This window comes from Quatrionicoccus australiensis, from assembly GCF_020510525.1.
GTDB classification, from domain to species: Bacteria; Pseudomonadota; Gammaproteobacteria; order Burkholderiales; family Rhodocyclaceae; genus Azonexus; species Azonexus australiensis_B.
The window spans coordinates 3,278,932-3,296,234 of record NZ_CP075188.1 but is presented as its reverse complement, the minus strand read 5'-3'; the positions used below and the strand labels follow the sequence as shown (position 1 = coordinate 3,296,234).

Here is a 17,303-nt window from a genome sequence, read left to right as displayed (position 1 = left end):
CTGAAAAAGGGCCTTTTTTTCGTGTTGACCGTCTGGCTTACTTGAGAACCTTGCCGCCGGCGCCGATCACTGTCAGTTCGACATGGCGCGAGCCGAGGTGGCTGTTGCTGCCGTAATTGACGCGGTAGCCGCCGAAATCGACCGGCCCCATGCTTTCCAGGGTCGAGGTCAGTTTCTCGCGGCTCAGGTCCTTGCCGGCGCGCTTGAGGCCTTCGACCATGGTACGCGCCATCAGGTAGGCTTCCATGCCGTAGTAGGACGGCGGGTTGGTCTTGCTGGTCAGGCGCTGGTAATCGCGCACGATGGGCACGACGTCGTTCCAGGGATAGGGCACGACTTGCGAGATGCCCAGGCCGCGGGCATCGGGGCCGAGTTCCTGGACCAGTTGCTCGGTGCCGACCGGCGACAGGGTCATGAACATCGGTGCCTGGCCGGCTTTTTTCATCGCCTTGACGAAGGCGGCGGTCGGCTTGTACAGCGTGACCATGATCACGGCCTGCGGATTGGCCTTGGCGATCGGCTCGACGGCCTTGGTGACGTCGACCGAGTTGCGTTCGACGGTGCTGACTGCCGACGGCTTCAGGTTGTGTTTTTGCAGCGCGGCGGTAACGCCTTCCAGTCCGGATTTGCCGAAGCCGTCATTCTGGTAGAACACGGCGATGCTCTTCAGGCCCAGCGACACCAGCTGATTGACGATGGCTTCCGTTTCGTCGGCGTAGCTGGCGCGGACGTTGAACATGTAGCGCGCATTGGCATTGCTGCTGATCGGTTCGCGCAGGCTGGCTGCACCGGAAATGGTGCCGACCAGTGGCACGCGGGCCGGACCGAAAACGCCGTTCATGGCTTCGGTGGTCGGGCTGGAGCCGTAGTAGGAAAGCAGCGCGAAGGCGCGTTTTTCGTTGAGCAGGATCTTGGTGTTGGCGACCGTGCGGTCGGTTTCGTAACCGTCGTCGAGGGCAATCAGTTCGAGGCGGCGACCGTTGATGCCGCCCGCCTTGTTGACCTGTTCGAAATAGGCCTGGATGGTTTGCCGCATGTCGACGCCATAGGCGCCGTTCGGGCCGGACAGGGGGACCGACATGCCCAGCGTGATGCTGCTGTCGGTAATGCCCGGGTCGCTTGCCCAGCTCAATGTTGAGCAGGCAATGGCGCCGATTGTGATCAGTCTCTTCAGGACTTGCATGTGAGATTCCCCCCAACAGTGATTTCCTGATTCTAACAGTCGAAAGCGCGCCCCGAGAAGTCTTGCCGCCTGAGTTTGAGAATCGCGTCCGGCCAGCGGTCGACCGTCCGGAAGTGGCCAAAATGAAAATTGCCCCGGGCCTGTTGCAGGCGCGGGGCAATTCTCGGGGTGCCGGCGGGCCGGTCAGCCCTCGAAAAACTTCTTTACCTTGTGGCTTCGGCCGGAGCTTTGCTCCTTAACCTGCTGGCGCAGGTTAGCCTGCGCCGCAAGGTGAAGCATCAGTCCTCAAAAAACTCCTTAACCTTGTGGCTTCGGCCGGAGCTTTGCTCCTTAAGCTGCTGGCGCAGGTTAGCCTGCGTCGCAAGGTGAAGCATCAGTCCTCAAAAAACTCCTTAACCTTGTCCATCCAGGATTTGGCGCGGGGGTTGTGTTTGGCACCGCTGTCGCGGCTGGATTCTTCCAGTTCCTTGAGCAGTTCCTTCTGGCGGTCGGTCAGGTTGATCGGGGTTTCGACCACGACATGACACATCAGGTCGCCATGGGCGTGGCTGCGAATGCCCTTGATGCCCTTGCCGCGCAGGCGGAAGACCCGGCCGGACTGGGTTTCGCCGGGGATCTTGATGCTTGCGGCGCCATCCAGGGTCGGAATCTCGATTTCGCCACCGAGCGCTGCCGTGGTGAAGGAAATCGGCATTTCGCAATGCAGGTCGTTGTGGTCGCGGGTGAACACGGCGTGCTGCTTGAGGTGGATCTGGACATACAGATCGCCCGGCGGGCCGCCATTGACGCCATGTTCGCCTTCGCCGGCGAGCCTGATGCGATCGCCCTCATCAACCCCGGCCGGAATCTTGACGGCCAGTGTCTTGTGTTGCTTGATGCGCCCGGCGCCGCCACAGGATTTGCACGGATCGGCGATGAAACGGCCGGTGCCGTGACACTTGTGGCAGGTCTGCTGGATCGAGAAAAAACCTTGCTGCAGGCGAACCTGGCCGGAGCCTCCACAAGTCGGGCAGGTTTTGGGCTGGGTGCCGGGCTTGGCGCCAGAGCCATGGCAGACTTCGCATTCTTCCATGGTCGGAATGCGGATCTTGGTTTCCGTGCCGTGGGCTGCCTGTTCGAGCGTGATTTCGAGGTTGTAGCGCAGGTCGGCGCCGCGGTAGATGTTGGAGCGGCCACCGCCGCCACCACCGCCGCCACGACCACCAAAGATCTCGTCGAAAATGCCGCCGAAGGCGTCGGCAAAACCACCGCCGCCGCCACCGCCAAAACCGCCACCCATGCCGGCTTGCGGGTCGACGCCGGCGTGGCCGTACTGGTCGTAGGCGGCACGCTTCTGGTTATCGGACAGGATTTCGTAGGCTTCCTTGGCTTCCTTGAACTTTTCCTCGGCCGCCGGATTATCCGGATTACGGTCGGGGTGGTGCTTCATGGCCAGCTTGCGGTAGGCCTTCTTGATCTCGTCTTCGCTGGCGTCTCGGTTGACGCCAAGAATTTCGTAAAAATCGCGTTTTGACATAGCTGTTTCCGACAGATGCTGCACAAAGGCCGGATCAAGCGGCGCCGAGGCGTCCGCTTTGATCCGGCCACTTAAAACGGCACATCTGTGTCCGTTTTAAGCCTTCTTGTCCTTGTTCACTTCCGTGAATTCGGCATCGACGACATCGCCTTCGACGGTCTTTTCGCCCGTTTCGGCTTGTTGACCGGCGGCACCGGCAGCAGCGCCTTCAGCCTGTTGCTGGGCATACATCTTTTCACCCAGCTTCTGGGCTGCCTGGCTCAGGGCTTCGGTCTTGGCGACGATGGTGTCCTTGTCGCCGTCGCGCAGCACGGATTCGACATCCTTGATCGCGGCTTCGATGGCTTCCTTCTCGGCGGCGTCGAGCTTGTCGCCGTATTCGGTGAGCGACTTCTTGACCATGTGCACCATGCCGTCGGCCTGGTTGCGGGCATCGGCCAGCTCGTGCACCTTCTTGTCGTCTTCGGCGTGCAGTTCGGCGTCCTTGACCATGGCCTGGATTTCAGCCTCGCTCAAGCCGGAGTTGGCCTTGATCGTGATCTTGTTTTCCTTGCCGGTCGCCTTGTCCTTGGCGGTGACGTGCATGATGCCGTTGGCGTCGATGTCGAAGATGACTTCGATCTGCGGCGTGCCGCGCGGGGCCGGCGGGATGCCTTCCAGGTTGAACTGGCCGAGGCTCTTGTTGCCGGAAGCGACTTCGCGTTCGCCCTGGAGCACGTGAATGGTCACGGCGTTCTGGTTGTCGTCGGCGGTCGAGAAAGTCTGCGAGGCCTTGGTCGGGATCGTCGTGTTCTTCTGGATCAGCTTGGTCATGATGCCACCCAGGGTTTCGATACCGAGGGAGAGCGGGGTGACGTCGAGCAGCAACACGTCCTTGACTTCGCCTTGCAGCACGCCGCCCTGGATGGCAGCGCCGACGGCAACGGCTTCGTCAGGATTGACGTCCTTGCGCGGTTCCTTGCCGAAGATTTCCTTAACTTTTTCCTGCACCTTGGGCATGCGCGACTGGCCGCCGACCAGGATGATGTCGTCGATGTCGCCGATCTTGCAGCCGGCATCCTTGAGCGCCATGACACAAGGTGCCATGGTGCGTTCGATCAGCTCGTCGACCAGGGATTCGAACTTGGCGCGGGTGATCTTCAGGGCGAGGTGCTTCGGACCGGTCGCGTCAGCGGTGATGTAGGGCAGGTTGACTTCGGTCTGCTGGCTGGAGGACAGCTCGATCTTGGCCTTTTCGGCAGCTTCCTTGAGGCGCTGCAGGGCGAGCACGTCGGCCTTCAGGTTGACGCCGGATTCCTTCTTGAATTCGTCGATGATGTAGTCGATCAGGCGCTGGTCGAAGTCTTCGCCGCCGAGGAAGGTGTCGCCGTTGGTGGCGAGAACTTCGAACTGCTTTTCGCCATCGACGTCGGCGATTTCGATGATGGAGATGTCGAAGGTGCCGCCGCCGAGGTCATACACGGCGATCTTGCGGTCCTTGCCCGGCGCCTTGTCCATGCCGAAGGCAAGGGCGGCTGCGGTCGGTTCGTTGATGATGCGCTTGACTTCCAGACCGGCGATGCGGCCGGCGTCCTTGGTGGCCTGACGCTGGCTGTCGTTGAAGTAGGCCGGCACGGTGATGACGGCTTCGGTCACTTCTTCGCCGAGGTAATCTTCGGCGGTCTTCTTCATCTTGCGCAGCACTTCGGCGGAAACCTGCGGCGGGGCGATCTTCTTGTCGCGCACGGCAACCCAGGCGTCGCCGTTGTCGGCCTTGACGATCTTGTAGGGCATCAGGGAGATGTCCTTCTGTACTTCCTTCTCTTCGAAGCGGCGACCGATTAGACGCTTGACGGCATACAGCGTGTTCATCGGGTTGGTCACGGCCTGGCGCTTGGCCGGGGCGCCGGAGAGGATTTCGCCATCTTCGGCATAACCGATGACGGACGGCGTGGTGCGTGCACCTTCGGAGTTCTCGATAACCTTCGGCGTGCCGCCTTCCATGATGGCGACGCAGCTGTTGGTGGTGCCCAAGTCAATACCAATGATTTTGCCCATGATTTATTCCTTTACTGAATACGAATGAATGCGATGTTCTGGAGTTGGGGGCGTTGCCCCGGATTTCAAGACTTTGCTTTGGCGACCATGACCAGGGCCGGGCGCAGCGTGCGCTCGGCGATCAGATAGCCCTTCTGCAATACGGTGACGACGGTATTGGCTTCCTGTTCGGCGTCGACCATGCCGATGGCCTGGTGCTTGTGCGGATCGAACTTTTCGCCGACCGGGTTGACCTCGATCAGGGCGTTCTTCTCGAACGCGGCGACCAGTTGTTTCAGGGTCAGCTCGACGCCCGACTTGAAGCTTTCGACGGTCTGTTCCGGCACGGCCAGGGCGGCTTCCAGGCTGTCCTTGACGGCCAGGAGTTCGCCGGCAAATTTTTCGACTGCGAACTTGTGCGCCTTGCTGATGTCTTCCTGTGCACGGCGGCGGATGTTTTCACCCTCCGCCTTGGCGCGCAGCCAGGCGTCGTAGTGTTCGGCAGCCTTCAGTTCCAGCTGGCGGAATTGTTCCTCGACGCTGGGCAGTGTGTCCGTGTTTTCCGCAACGGCCGGCTCGCCGGCAGGTTCGGTAATGGTTTGCTTACCCAGCAGCTCTTCCTGGGTGGTTTCATTGTTCGACATGCGTATTTCTCCCAAAAATCTTTTCGCTATCTGGGGGCGTCGGTGATGGTTTCAAGAGCCTTCGACAAATATTCTTGCGCGGGCAAAACTGCTGCCATCACTGCGTCTGCGTGCTACGATCATCCGATGATTGATTTTTCTGCAGCCTGAATGGAAACGATAGGCAAATACCGCGTCATTCGCGAGCTCGGCAAGGGGGCGACGGCGACGGTTTATCTCTGTGACGATCCCGAGGCCGGCCGTCAGGTCGCGGTCAAGGTGATCAGTTTCGGCCAGGACAGCGCGGCCATGTCGCGCCGCATGCGCAAGCTCTTCCAGAATGAAGGCATGGTCTCGCGCCGGATGAATCACCCGAACATCGTGCAGGTCTACGACGCCGTCGTTGAGGACGATTACGCCTATCTGGCGATGGAGTACATCGACGGTTTCAGCCTTGAAGAGCATTGCCGCATCGACAAGCTGCTGCCCATGCACCGCGTCATCGGCATTGTTTTCAAGTGCTGCATGGCACTTGATTCGGCTTATCGGCAGGGCATCATCCATCGCGACATCAAGCCGGCCAACATCATGGTCGCCGCCAATGACGAGCCGAAGATCGCCGATTTCGGTCTGGCCCTGAACATGAACAAGGACATGGATCGCGACTCGACCTTCATCATGGGCGTCGGTTCGCCGGCGTACATGTCGCCGGAGCAGATCAAGGGCTACCCGCTCAACCAGAAAACCGACCTCTATTCGCTCGGTGTGGTCATGTTCCAGCTGCTTACCGGTCGACTGCCATTTCGGGCCGCAAATCAGGCAACCCTGATCTATCGCATCATCAATACCGACGCGCCGGCGGTGACTGCGCTCAATCCGAATCTGCCCGAGGGCCTCAATCCGATCATGCGGCGGGCGCTGGAAAAGGATCTCTACAGCCGCTACAAGAATGGCGCCGAGTTCGCCAAGGATCTGTCGTCGGTGCGTTACCAGATACTCGAAGAGGACGAAACAGCCCAGGACAGCCGGCATTTCGAGATGCTGCGCAAGCTCGACTTTTTTACCGAGTTCGAAAACGTCGAGTTATGGGAAGTGCTGCGTGTTTCCGTCTGGCGCGAAATTGCCCCGAATGTCGCCATCGTGCGCGAAAGCGAACGCAACAAGGTGTTCGGCATCATCCTGTCCGGCAGTGTCGAGATTTCGATCGAGGGGCGCGCCCTGTGTCGTCTTGGCGTCAGTGAGCCGGTCGGCGAGGTGACTTTCCTGCATCCGGCCAGCGATCAGCGCAGTGCCACGGCCATCACGCTTGAAACAACGCTCTTTCTCGAGATCAATGCGGCAGCCCTGGCGCTGTCTTCGGAAGAGTTGCTGAGTCGCCTGCGCAATGCCTTGCTGGCGCGCATGATCAAGCGTCTGCGCGAGGTCAACAAGATCGCTGCGGCGCAGGGGCAGCCGGCAGTCGAGGCTGGTACCGGTTCGCTGAGTACCTTCTCGCGTTCCCGTCCGGGTGGTGGCCTCGACCTTGAACTGGCGCCGATGTAAAAGCAGTCGCGCTGGAACGCCGGCAAGACGCCGATGTGAAAACCGCCTCGATCGAGGCGGTTTTTATTTGTGGCTGATTTATGTTCAGACCTTGAAGCGGCCCACCATCGCTGTCAGGCCTTCGGCCAGACGTTTCAGGTCGTGTGCGGCACCCGTGGTCTGTTCCACCGTGCCGTTGTTTTCGCGTGCCATGCCGGCAATGGCTTCGATGCTGGCTTCGACATCGCCGGAGACGCGGCGCTGCTGGTCGGTTGCTGCGGCGATGGCATCCAGGCCATGGCCGACCTCGGTCACCGAACCATTGGTGGCCTGCAAGACGCTGGATACGGTAGCCACGGCAGTCTGGCTGCTTTCCAGATGCTCCAGACCTTCCTCGATGCTGCGCCGGACGGCGACCGACTGGGCGCTCAGCGTGGCGGTAATCGAATCGATCTCACTGGCCGAGCGGGACGATTTTTCTGCCAGCTTGCGCACCTCGTCGGCAACCACGGCGAAGCCGCGGCCTTGTTCGCCGGCGCGAGCGGCTTCGATCGCGGCATTGAGCGCCAGCAGATTGGTCTGTTCGGCGATGTCCTTGACTTCGCGGGTCATGTGAGTGATCGCCTCGGTGCTGCGCACGAACTCGTTCACCGAGCCGGCCATTTCCTTGACGGCCTGTTCGACAACATCCATTTCACCAAGCAGTACCTTGAGGTTGCGGCTGCCTTCGTTGGCGCGCTGCAGGCTTTCCTGCGACTGGTGCTGGACATGCTCGGCGCTCTGGGCGATCGAGGAAATACTCGAAACCAGTTGCTCGACCGCAGCTGCTGCATCGTTCGACTTTTCATTCTGCTGGTGCGAGCTTTGCGAAACGCGGTCGGCGTTGTCAGAAAGCGCTGCGACGCGGGCCGACACCTGCGCGGCGGAGTCGCGTACCTGGCGGACCAGCTGGTTGAAGTTCTCCATCATCTCGTTGAAGACGAGCGCAGCCTGGCCGACTTCATCCTTGCCCTTGACCGGCAGGCGCCGGGTCAGGTCGCCTTCGCCGCGGGCGATGTCGGAAAGCCCCTTGCGCAGTTCGTCGAGCGGTACGGTGACGAAATGGTTGGTCAGCAGATAGATGATGACGAGCAGGATGCCGATCGCGGCCAGTGCGACGCCGGCAATCTTGATGCGGAAAGCGGAGACATCGGCTTCGACGGAGTCGAGCGAAACCTTCATGCTGACAATGCCGAGCACCGTGCCTTCGGGCACCTGGTGGCAGAGCACGCAATCCTTGCCGAGGTAGTTCTTGGAAGCCTTGGTCGGGTTGATCACGTGCAGGTAGGAATTGCCGTTGCCGGATTCGACCGAGAGATACGGAACGCCGGTGGACATGACCTGCTTCTCGAGCGGGTCGAGTTGGCGGGTCTCCTTGGTGTCGGGGCCGTAGAGCTTGACGACCGCTTCACCACGGGCGACGTGCAGATCCTTGATGATCGACAGTTGCTTGATCTGGTCGAGGAATACCTCGCGCTGACCCACCGTGCCGGTGATCATCATGCCGGTCAGGCCGGCCATGGTCATTTCATGGATGCTTTGCGAGAAATCCTGAGCCTGCCGGATGGCCGTGTCGCGATTAACTTGCGTAGCCCAGACGATGATGATCGTCCAGATGATGGCCAGTGTCAGCCAGATGGCAGCCGTCAGGCGTATCCATATTTTCATGTCACCAAACCTCGGCATTGTGTCCCCTCGATAGCGACCATCTTATCAGGCTGTCAGGTCTATTTGCTGGATTGTGCCAGCGCTTCCGTCTTCCTGCAAAAATATACCGGAACTGCGAATTTTGCCAAGGAGCTGATTGCTGTCATTTTTTAGACTGAATGGCGTCGCAACGTTCCCCAGAGCGATAGCACCCACTCCGGCTTCGCTCAGCGACAGCAGTTGCTCTTTTGCATCAGTGGTACGTGTCCAAACCTGGAGTTGGCCGAATGCGGCATCGTTTTCGTCGATCCAGCCATTTTTGTCATCATCGAGGGCGGCGAGTTCGCTGAAGCCGTTGCCGCTGCTCGGGCCGAACATTTCCTTGCCATTGTTGATGGTGCCGTCGTGGTTGCGGTCAAAAACCAGAAAGCCGCTGCCGGGGGAAACGAAATTGATCTGTTCCGTGCGGCCGTCGCTGTTCAGGTCGAAGGCAAAGCGCTGGTCGGTCAGCTGGGCGGCGTTGCCGGCGAAATTCAGGACCAGCGGGTCGACCTGGCGGGCGGCGTCGCCGAGGCGGATGCTGACGTTGCTCTCCTCGTAGTAGCTGCGCGACATCGACAGTTCGAGATTGAAGTTGATACTGCGTCCGTCGGCGGTTTGCACGCTGCCCGTGGTCGAGAAACTGGTCTGCTCCGTTTCGCTGTAGGACTCATGGTAGTCATAGGCTACGCCATAGCCGGCCGCAGGTGCAGGGGGGGGGCTTGTCGTGCCGGAGGTGGCCGCCGGTGTGGCTGTAGTGGATCCGCTGCTGGCATGCAACTGGCCGGGGTCAAAACTGTGAAATTTTTTCCCGGTCAGGTATTCCATCATGCTGCGGATCAAATTCAGCATTGGATCGTTGTCGACCGCCGAGTCGATGCCCGAACTGATGGCGTCCGCAGACTGGCTCTGCAGTCCCGCCTGGGAGAGCGTGACGGGCGCGCTGTTGGTGATTTGTGGTCGGGTCTGCGCCTCGGTGTTCGGCCGGCGCTGGCCAACCCACATCTGCATCGATTCGCGAACTTCGTGGCGTTGCGTGCTGCTGTGCGATGCACTCATTTGCAGCTGGGCGCTGGCGATTTTCATGGCGGGCCTCCGGGGGATATGTTCCTTGGTTAACGGCCCCCGGCCCGGAAAGTTAAGTTTTGTTAAGACTGGCGCGAACCCAGTTTTTGAGCGTGTTCAGGTCAAGCGCGCCACTCTGGCGCGCAATTTCGCGACCGTTCCTGAAAACGGCCAGGGTCGGGATGCTGCGGATGTTGAAGCGGGCGGCCAGTTGCTGTTCGTTCTCGGTATTGAGCTTGGCGAAGCGAACCTGCGGTTCGAGTTCGGCGCAGGCCTGGGCAAAGGCCGGGGCCATGCTGCGACAGGGGCCGCACCAGGGGGCCCAGAAGTCGACGACGACCGGCAGATCGCTGCGCCCGACCTGGCGTTCGAAGTTGCCAGCGGTCAACTCGATCGGCGAGCCCGAAAACAGCGCTTGCCGACATTGTCCGCAATTCGGATGCTCGCCCAAACGGGCGGCGGGAAGACGGTTGACTGCCGCGCAGTGCGGGCAGACGACATGCAGGCTTTCACTCATCGAGGGGCTCCGGTTTATCAGGTTTTCCTGATGTGTGGGCCGGTGCCCCGATTTTCAAGAGTGGGCGCCGTGCTTGACGGCCAGACTGGCGGTCAGCTCCTGTGCCTTCGGATCGATTTCCGCCTTGCTTGGCCAGCCGCCGAGATGTTGCTCGACGAGGCGGGTCAGGGCATGCAGCCAGTCGTTGTTCTCGTTGAGCGCCGGAATGTAGTGGTATTCCTTGCCGCCGGCGGCGAGAAAGTCGTCGCGGCCTTCCTGGGCGATTTCTTCCAGGGTTTCCAGGCAGTCGGCGGTGAAGCCGGGGCAAATGATGTCTACGCGGCGCACGCCTTCCTTGCCCAGTGCCTGCAGGGTGGGGGCGGTATAGGGCTGCAGCCATTCGGCCTTGCCGAAGCGTGACTGGAAGCAGACTTTATATTGCTCGGGTTGCAGCTGCAGGCGTTCGGCGAGCAGGCGGCCCGTCTTCTGGCATTCGCAGTAGTAAGGGTCGCCAAGATCGAGGCTGCGTTTGGGTAGGCCGTGGAAGCTGATGATCAGGCGGGCGTCGGCACTCAATTGGCCGCTCGCCTGCCAGTGCTTGCGCACGCTTTGCTCAAGGGCGCCAATGTAGCCCGCGTCGTCGTGAAAATTGCGGATGAAGCGCAGTTCCGGCTGATTGCGGATCTGCGTCAGCCACTGGCAGGCCTCGTCGACGACGGTGGCGGTCGTGCTCGCCGAGTACTGCGGATACATCGGGACGAGCAGGATGCGTGTCGCGCCGCCCGCCTTGAGGCGGGACAGCACATCGGGAATCGATGGCGAACCGTAGCGCATCGCCCAGGTGACGGTCAGGTGATGGCCGCGTTCGCCGATGTAGCCGGCGAGCAGCTTGGCCTGGCGTTCGGTATGGACGCGCAGCGGCGATCCTTCCGGCATCCAGACCGAGGCGTATTTGGCGGCCGATTTCTTTGGCCGGATGTTGAGGATGATGCCGTTCAGGATCAGCCACCAGATCGGCTTGGGAATCTCGACGACGCGCGGGTCGGACAGGAACTGGCGCAGGTAGCGCTTGAGCGACGGGGCGTCCGGCGCATCCGGTGTGCCCAGGTTGACGAGGACGACGGCGGTGGTGGCCGCCGTGCCGTGACGGTGCGGCGGCTCGGTGAGAAAACGTGGCATCAGTTGTCCGATTGGTAGGAGAGGGCGCTGGAAAGCAGGCGGGCGGTAATGTCGACGATGGGAATGACGCGTTCGTAGGCCATCCGGGTCGGGCCGATGACGCCGACCGAGCCGACGATCTGGCCGTCGACGGTGTAGGGCGCCGCGATGACGCTGCATTCGTCGAGCGGGGCGATGCCGGATTCGCCGCCGATGTAGATCTGCACGCCTTCGGCACGGTTGGAGACGTCGAGCAGACGCATCAGGCTGGAACGCTGGTCGAAGAGGTCGAACAGTTCGCGCAGGCGTTTCATGTTCGAGGAAAGTTCCTCGACGTCGAGCAGGTTCTTTTCGCCGGAAATGACATAGGGCGCCGGGTTTTCCGACAGCGCGGCATCGCCGGCTTCAAGGGCCAGCGTCATCAGCGGCCTGATGTCGTCGCGCAGCTGCTGGATTTCCTGGGTCAGGCGATGGCGGATCTGCTCGAAATCCATGCCGCCGAAATTCTGGTTCAGGTAATTGGCGGCGGTCACCAGTTCGGATGGCGAGTAGTTCTTGTCGGTGTTGAGGATGCGATTCTGCACATCGCCATCCATGGTGACGATGATCAGCAGGATGCGTTTTTCCGAGAGGCTGAGGAATTCGACCTGGCGGATGCGGCTGGCGCCCCGGCGCGGCGCCATGACGACGCCGGCAAAATGGGTCAGGCCGGAAAGCAGCTGCGAGGCGCTGGAAATGATCTGGCTGGCCGGCTGGCCGCTCAGTGCATCTTCCATGGCGCCCATCTGGCGGGCTTCGAGCGGTCGTACCGTGAGCAGGCTGTCGACGAACAGACGGTAGCCGCGCGCCGTCGGTACGCGCCCGGCCGAGGTGTGCGGGCTGGAGACGAAGCCGGCTTCCTCGAGGTCGGCCATGACGTTGCGGATGGTGGCCGGCGACAGGTCGAGTCCGGAAAACTTCGAGAGCGCCCGCGAGCCGACCGGCTGGCCATCAGCAATGTAGTGTTCAACCAGCGTCTTGAGCAGGGTACGGGAGCGATCATCCATCATGGCTGGGGATTGTACAAAAAACCTGCGGGGCTGCTGCCCTTCATTTGTGCGGGCAGCCGCCGGAAAAAGGGCAATTACGCGACGTCGACCGGATGGAGGGCGAGGCGGCGCGATTCGAACTCCTGGCGCAGTTCGCGGCGCAGGATGGCGGCCTGGAAGCGGCGTTTTTCTTCTGGCGTTTCCGGTTGGCGCGGCGGCACCGGCGTCGCCTTGCCCTGTTCGTCCACGGCGACCATCGTGAAGAAGCAGCTGTTGGCATGGCGCACGCTGTGTTCGCGGATGTTCTCGGTGAGCACTTTGATGCCGATTTCCATCGACGTACGGCCTGTGTAATTGACGCTGGCCAGGAAGGTCACCAGTTCGCCGACATGGATGGATTGCCGGAACATCACCTGGTCGACCGACAGGGTGACGACATATTCGCCGGCGTAGCGGCTGGCGCAGGCATAGGCAACCTGGTCGAGCAGCTTGAGGATGGTGCCGCCGTGTACATTGCCGGAAAAGTTGGCCATGTCGGGCGTCATCAGGACGGTCATGCTGAGTTGGTGGTCGGGGAGATGCATGGCTTTGTGCGGTAAAAATGGGAAGGGGAATCTTACTGCGCTTTGTCGGTGTACCGTTGCCTCTGTCCTCCGCTTCAGGGAGATGGCGATCGACCGAGCGCGCGCGGCGATTTTTATGCAAGAATTCGGGCCATGAACAGAAGCTTCGCTTCCATCCGCGCGCCGCGGACGATTGCACTGGTCGGCAAATACCACAGTATGGAAATTGCCGAGTCCTTGCGTCGTCTGGCCGAATACCTGCACGAGCGGGGCGTCAGCGTTTTCATCGAACGCGAGACGGCGGAGCACATCGGGCGCAAGGTCGATCTGTCGCGCTGGGTGACCTGTGGCTTCAACGACATCGGCGCGCATGCCGACCTCGCCATCGTGCTCGGAGGCGACGGCACCATGCTCAACGCGGCGCGCCGCCTGGCGCGTTACTGCGTGCCGCTGGTCGGCGTCAATCAGGGCCGGCTCGGCTTCATGACCGATATCGCCCGCGACGACATGCTGACCTGCATGGACGATCTGCTCGACGGCCGCTTCATGCCGGAAAATCGCATGCTGCTGGCCGCCGAGGTGATCCGCGACGGCAAGGAAATCGCGTCCAACCTGGCCCTCAACGACGTCGTCGTGGACAAGGGGGCGATCGGTCGCATGATCGAGTTCGAACTCTTCATCGACGGCGAATTCATCTACAACCTGCGTTCGGACGGGCTGGTCGTTGCCACGCCGACCGGCTCGACGGCGTATTCGATGTCGGCCGGCGGCCCGATCATGCATCCGACCCTGGCCGGTATCGCGCTCGTGCCGCTCTGTCCGCATGCGCTGACCAACCGGCCGATCATCGTCAATGACAGCGCCGATATCGAGCTGCGCATCGCCAATGCCGACGATCCGCGCGTGCACTTCGACGGCCAGGTCACGCTCGATCTGGCGCGCGACGATTGCGTGCGCATCAAGCGTTCCGGCTATTCCATCCGCTTCCTGCATCCGCCCGGTTACAGCTACTTCGCCATGCTGCGCCAGAAGCTGCACTGGAGCGAGCGCCCGAAAGGCCCCTGATTTCCGATGTTGCGCCACCTGACCATTCGCGATTTTGTCATCGTCGACCGCCTGGAACTCGAGTTTTCGACCGGTTTTGGCACCTTGACCGGTGAGACCGGGGCCGGCAAGTCCATCCTGATCGATGCGCTGACCCTGGCGCTCGGCGAGCGCGCCGATGCCGGCGTGATCCGTTCCGGCTGCGACAAGGCCGAAGTGGCAGCGACCTTTGATATTTCTGCTTTGCCCGAGGTGCGCGCCTGGCTGCTCGCCAATGATTTCGATGCTGACAGCGAGTTGCTGCTGCGCCGCGTCGTCGATGCCGGCGGCCGTTCGCGCGCCTACATCAACGGTTCATCGGCCACCGCGCAGCAATTGCGCGAAGTCGGCGAATGGCTGGTCGATATTCACGGCCAGCATGCGCATCAATCCCTGTTGCGCAGCGACGCCCAGCGCGCCCTGCTCGATTCCCATGCCGGTCTGGGCGGTCTGGTGCGCGAGGTCGGCAGCGCCTTCCGCGTCTGGCGCGAAGCCGGCCAGGCGCTGGCCGCAGCCAGCGAAGGTGCCGAGGCGCTGGCGCGCGAACGCGAACAGCTCGAATGGCAGGTGCGCGAACTGGCCGCCCTGTCCTTCGGCGAAGATGAATGGGCCGGGCTCGATGTCGAGCACCGCCGCCTGGCGCATGCCGCCAGCCTGATCGACGGTGCGCAGTTCGCGCTCGGCGTGCTGGCCGAAGACGAGGGCGCCTGCGAGCGCCAGATCGACAGCGTGGCGACGCGTCTGACCAGCCTGGCCGAATACGATCCGGCGCTGGAAGAAGTGGCGGCGCTGGTGCAATCGGTGCAGGCCGAATTGTCGGAAGCGGTCTCGACCCTGCGCCGCTATGCCGATCGTGCCGATCTCGATCCGGCCCGGCTGGCCGAAGTCGAGCGGCGCATGGACGCAGTGATGGCCAATGCCCGCAAATATCGCGTCCAGCCGCCCGAACTGCCGGCCTTGCTGGCCGGCTGGCAGCGCCGTCTGGGCGAACTCGAAGTGGCTGCCGATCTGGCGGCGCTGCAGGCACGCGCGGCGGCGGCGCAGAAGGAGTATCTGGCGCTGGCCGGTCAACTCTCCAGTGGACGGCAAAAAGCCGCGACCGAGATGGGGCTGGCGGTCAGCGAAGTGATGCGCCAGCTGGCGCTGTCATCGGGGCGTTTCGAAGTGGCCTTGCTGCCCATCGAGAACGGCCAGGCCTACGGGCTGGAACAGGTCGAATTCCGTGTTGGCGGTCTCGCCGGCAACGAGGCCAAGCCGCTCGCCAAGGTGGCTTCGGGCGGCGAATTGTCGCGGATCAGTCTGGCCATCCAGGTGCTGACCTCGCGTTCGGCCAGCGTGCCGACCCTGATTTTCGACGAGGTCGATGTCGGCATCGGTGGCGGTGTTGCCGAGATCGTCGGTCGCCTGTTGCATGAACTCGGCGGCGAGCGTCAGGTGCTGTGCGTGACGCATCTGCCGCAGGTTGCGGCGCAGGCCAACTGGCAATGGCAGGTGAGCAAGGCGACGCGCGACGGCGTGACGCTGAGTGCCATTGCGCCCCTCGACGAGGGCGGTCGGGTGCAGGAAATTGCCCGCATGCTGGGCGGTGTCGAAATTACCGAGATCACCCGCCAGCACGCCCGCGAACTGCTGCGCTTTCAGTAAGCCGGTCGTCCCGGACGGTCGACGTCCGTCCAGAGGCAAAAATCAGATTTCGCCGTAGACCAGTTTGCCGAGCGCGAGCAGCGCGAGCAGGATGAAGAAGGCGCCGCTGATGCGGTGGATCCAGACCAGCGGCAGGCGTTGCAGCAACTTGCGGCCGGCGAAGACGCCGAGCAGCGAGGTGCAGGCCAGGGCGAGCGTGGCGCCTGTCCATGCGGCGGCTGCTGCGGTGGTGCTGCCGAGGCCGGCGACGGCGATCTGCGTCTTGTCGCCGAATTCGGCGAGGAAAATGAGCAGGAAAGTCGTTGCGAAAACGCCGTGCCCCGGTTTTTCCTCTATCGTTTCGTCTGCATCCTCTTCTTCGTAACGCAGGGCGCTGATGCCGAACACGGCAAACAGCACGGCCACCGCCAGCGTGATGACCCAGGCCGGCAGCCAGGCGGCAACGGCGGCGCCGAACAGCACGGCAAGCAGATTGAGGATGGCGAAGGCGGCAATCGCGCCGAGCACGACCGGCAAGCCGCGATGGCGTGCGGCGAGGGTCATGCAGACGAGTTGGCTCTTGTCACCGAACTCGGCGAGGGCAATCAGCAAAAAAGTGGTCGCCGCCGAGGAAAACCAGCTCCCCGGCGCCAGTGCTGCGAAATCGGGCATTGCCGCTCAGGACTTGTCGTCGGGATTGTTGCGGTGCGTGCAGTTGGTCTTGGTGCACTGGGCGTAGAGATAGAGCGCGTGATCCTGGATCGCGAAACCGCGCTCCTCGGCAATCGCGTTCTGGCGCTTTTCGATTTCCGGGTCGTAAAACTCTTCGACGCGGCCGCAATCGATGCAGACCAGGTGGTCGTGGTGCTTGCCGTGATTGATTTCGAAGACGGCCTTGCCGGATTCGAAGAAATGCCGCTCGAGCAGCCCGGCCTGTTCGAACTGGGTCAGGACGCGGTAGACGGTGGCCAGCCCGATGTCCATGTTTTCGGCGATGAGCATGCGATAGACGTCTTCCGCCGTCATGTGCCGCACCGTGGTTCTCTCGAAAAGCTCAAGAATCTTGAGGCGCGGAAAGGTGGCTTTCAGGCCCATGTTCTTGAGGCTTTGGGGATCGCTCATCGGTAAAATTTCCAGAATGTGTTGCGGCAGGGCCGGAGGGTATTTCGGGTATGATATACCGCTTCAAAGGTGTTTGAGAAACTCCGGAAAGCCGCATGCCTCGTTACCCGCTACTGCTCGTTGCAGCCTTTTGCACGCTTCTGACCGCTTGTACCTACAAGCCGGCCTTCATTAACGAATACAAGATCGACATCCAGCAGGGCAATGTGCTGACCCAGGAAATGGTCGCCCAGCTCAAGCCGGGGCAGACCCGCGAGCAGGTTCGCTTCCTGCTCGGTTCGCCGATGATCACCGACATCTTCCACCAGCAGCGCTGGGATTACGTCTATCGCTACCAGAATGGTCAGACGGGTCGGGTCGATGAGCGCAAGTTTGTCGTCTTTTTCGATGCTGCCGGCCGCCTCGAGCGCGTTGCCGGCGATGTCGAGGTGGCCTCGGTCGAGGACCTGACGACGCCGCAGAACAAGTCACGGCTGGTTGATCTCGGTTCGATTTCGGGCGATGCGGCCGATGTGCCGTTGCCGCCGCGCGAGCCGCCGAGTCTCTACCGGCGCTTCATGAACGCAATGGGATTTTAAGCA

Annotated in this window: 16 protein-coding genes; 4 read left to right on the top strand and 12 right to left on the bottom strand. The window is 61.8% G+C overall.

Annotated features, from left to right (window positions below; all coding sequences use genetic code 11):
• Positions 1 to 37: 37 nt before the first annotated feature.
• From KI612_RS15725 to grpE, 4 genes are all read right to left on the bottom strand, one after another.
• Positions 38 to 1,183, bottom strand: coding sequence for an ABC transporter substrate-binding protein (locus KI612_RS15725; RefSeq protein WP_226441009.1), 1,146 nt, complete (start codon positions 1,181 to 1,183; stop codon positions 38 to 40).
• A 373-nt stretch (positions 1,184 to 1,556) separates the two neighbouring features.
• Entirely contained in the window at positions 1,557 to 2,699 is a 1,143-nt protein-coding gene (dnaJ, locus tag KI612_RS15720; protein WP_226441008.1) for a molecular chaperone DnaJ, read from the bottom strand.
• A gap of 96 nt (positions 2,700 to 2,795) precedes the next feature.
• Positions 2,796 to 4,736, bottom strand: coding sequence for a molecular chaperone DnaK (gene dnaK, locus KI612_RS15715; protein WP_226441007.1), 1,941 nt, complete (start codon positions 4,734 to 4,736; stop codon positions 2,796 to 2,798).
• Between the two features lie 65 nt (positions 4,737 to 4,801).
• Positions 4,802 to 5,359, bottom strand: a complete 558-nt coding sequence (gene grpE, locus KI612_RS15710) for a nucleotide exchange factor GrpE (protein ID WP_226441006.1) — start codon at positions 5,357 to 5,359, stop codon at positions 4,802 to 4,804.
• A gap of 150 nt (positions 5,360 to 5,509) precedes the next feature.
• On the opposite strand from grpE, the gene KI612_RS15705 reads away from it, so the two are divergent.
• A complete protein-coding gene (locus tag KI612_RS15705) occupies positions 5,510 to 6,880 on the top strand; it encodes a serine/threonine protein kinase (RefSeq protein WP_226441005.1) in 1,371 nt (456 codons plus the stop codon).
• Positions 6,881 to 6,964: 84 nt separating this feature from the next.
• On the opposite strand, the gene KI612_RS15700 is transcribed toward KI612_RS15705, so the two are convergent.
• The 6 genes from KI612_RS15700 to KI612_RS15675 form a co-directional block, all read right to left on the bottom strand.
• Positions 6,965 to 8,566, bottom strand: a complete 1,602-nt coding sequence (locus KI612_RS15700) for a methyl-accepting chemotaxis protein (protein ID WP_319002959.1) — start codon at positions 8,564 to 8,566, stop codon at positions 6,965 to 6,967.
• A gap of 45 nt (positions 8,567 to 8,611) precedes the next feature.
• A complete protein-coding gene (locus tag KI612_RS15695; protein ID WP_226441003.1) occupies positions 8,612 to 9,670 on the bottom strand; it encodes a VCBS repeat-containing protein in 1,059 nt (352 codons plus the stop codon).
• A gap of 52 nt (positions 9,671 to 9,722) precedes the next feature.
• Positions 9,723 to 10,166: a thioredoxin TrxC gene (gene trxC, locus KI612_RS15690; RefSeq protein WP_226441002.1), complete on the bottom strand. Its 444-nt coding sequence runs from the start codon at positions 10,164 to 10,166 to the stop codon at positions 9,723 to 9,725.
• A gap of 54 nt (positions 10,167 to 10,220) precedes the next feature.
• A complete protein-coding gene (hemH, locus tag KI612_RS15685; RefSeq protein WP_226441001.1) occupies positions 10,221 to 11,324 on the bottom strand; it encodes a ferrochelatase in 1,104 nt (367 codons plus the stop codon).
• Positions 11,324 to 12,352 (bottom strand): heat-inducible transcriptional repressor HrcA, encoded by a 1,029-nt coding sequence (gene hrcA / locus KI612_RS15680; protein WP_226441000.1) that lies wholly within the window; start codon positions 12,350 to 12,352, stop codon positions 11,324 to 11,326. The genes hemH and hrcA overlap by 1 nt, the downstream gene beginning before the upstream one ends.
• A 74-nt stretch (positions 12,353 to 12,426) precedes the next feature.
• Positions 12,427 to 12,915: an acyl-CoA thioesterase gene (locus tag KI612_RS15675; RefSeq protein ID WP_226440999.1), complete on the bottom strand. Its 489-nt coding sequence runs from the start codon at positions 12,913 to 12,915 to the stop codon at positions 12,427 to 12,429.
• A 132-nt stretch (positions 12,916 to 13,047) separates the two neighbouring features.
• Between KI612_RS15675 and KI612_RS15670 the strand changes: the two genes are divergently transcribed.
• On the top strand, positions 13,048 to 13,959 hold the full coding sequence (locus tag KI612_RS15670) for an NAD kinase (RefSeq protein WP_226440998.1): 912 nt from the start codon (positions 13,048 to 13,050) through the stop codon (positions 13,957 to 13,959).
• A gap of 6 nt (positions 13,960 to 13,965) precedes the next feature.
• Entirely contained in the window at positions 13,966 to 15,621 is a 1,656-nt protein-coding gene (gene recN, locus KI612_RS15665; RefSeq protein WP_226440997.1) for a DNA repair protein RecN, read from the top strand.
• 42 nt (positions 15,622 to 15,663) lie between these two features.
• Here the strand turns inward: recN and KI612_RS15660 are convergent, their stop codons facing one another.
• The gene (locus tag KI612_RS15660; RefSeq protein WP_226440996.1) at positions 15,664 to 16,272 is read right to left on the bottom strand and encodes a TMEM165/GDT1 family protein; all 609 of its coding nucleotides are present in this window, start codon (positions 16,270 to 16,272) and stop codon (positions 15,664 to 15,666) included.
• 6 nt (positions 16,273 to 16,278) lie between these two features.
• The gene (fur, locus tag KI612_RS15655) at positions 16,279 to 16,722 is read right to left on the bottom strand and encodes a ferric iron uptake transcriptional regulator (protein WP_226440995.1); all 444 of its coding nucleotides are present in this window, start codon (positions 16,720 to 16,722) and stop codon (positions 16,279 to 16,281) included.
• A gap of 95 nt (positions 16,723 to 16,817) precedes the next feature.
• Here fur and KI612_RS15650 point away from each other — a divergent pair, with 95 nt between their 5' ends.
• Positions 16,818 to 17,300, top strand: a complete 483-nt coding sequence (locus KI612_RS15650; RefSeq protein WP_226440994.1) for an outer membrane protein assembly factor BamE — start codon at positions 16,818 to 16,820, stop codon at positions 17,298 to 17,300.
• Positions 17,301 to 17,303: the final 3 nt, after the last annotated feature.

Coding starts and splice junctions, on each gene's coding strand:
- KI612_RS15725 (WP_226441009.1), bottom strand. CDS start 1,183: ATGCAAGTCCTGAAGAGACTGATCACAATCGGCGCCATTGCCTGCTCA.
- dnaJ (WP_226441008.1), bottom strand. CDS start 2,699: ATGTCAAAACGCGATTTTTACGAAATTCTTGGCGTCAACCGAGACGCC.
- dnaK (WP_226441007.1), bottom strand. CDS start 4,736: ATGGGCAAAATCATTGGTATTGACTTGGGCACCACCAACAGCTGCGTC.
- grpE (WP_226441006.1), bottom strand. CDS start 5,359: ATGTCGAACAATGAAACCACCCAGGAAGAGCTGCTGGGTAAGCAAACC.
- KI612_RS15705 (WP_226441005.1), top strand. CDS start 5,510: ATGGAAACGATAGGCAAATACCGCGTCATTCGCGAGCTCGGCAAGGGG.
- KI612_RS15700 (WP_319002959.1), bottom strand. CDS start 8,566: ATGAAAATATGGATACGCCTGACGGCTGCCATCTGGCTGACACTGGCC.
- KI612_RS15695 (WP_226441003.1), bottom strand. CDS start 9,670: ATGAAAATCGCCAGCGCCCAGCTGCAAATGAGTGCATCGCACAGCAGC.
- trxC (WP_226441002.1), bottom strand. CDS start 10,166: ATGAGTGAAAGCCTGCATGTCGTCTGCCCGCACTGCGCGGCAGTCAAC.
- hemH (WP_226441001.1), bottom strand. CDS start 11,324: ATGCCACGTTTTCTCACCGAGCCGCCGCACCGTCACGGCACGGCGGCC.
- hrcA (WP_226441000.1), bottom strand. CDS start 12,352: ATGATGGATGATCGCTCCCGTACCCTGCTCAAGACGCTGGTTGAACAC.
- KI612_RS15675 (WP_226440999.1), bottom strand. CDS start 12,915: ATGCATCTCCCCGACCACCAACTCAGCATGACCGTCCTGATGACGCCC.
- KI612_RS15670 (WP_226440998.1), top strand. CDS start 13,048: ATGAACAGAAGCTTCGCTTCCATCCGCGCGCCGCGGACGATTGCACTG.
- recN (WP_226440997.1), top strand. CDS start 13,966: ATGTTGCGCCACCTGACCATTCGCGATTTTGTCATCGTCGACCGCCTG.
- KI612_RS15660 (WP_226440996.1), bottom strand. CDS start 16,272: ATGCCCGATTTCGCAGCACTGGCGCCGGGGAGCTGGTTTTCCTCGGCG.
- fur (WP_226440995.1), bottom strand. CDS start 16,722: ATGAGCGATCCCCAAAGCCTCAAGAACATGGGCCTGAAAGCCACCTTT.
- KI612_RS15650 (WP_226440994.1), top strand. CDS start 16,818: ATGCCTCGTTACCCGCTACTGCTCGTTGCAGCCTTTTGCACGCTTCTG.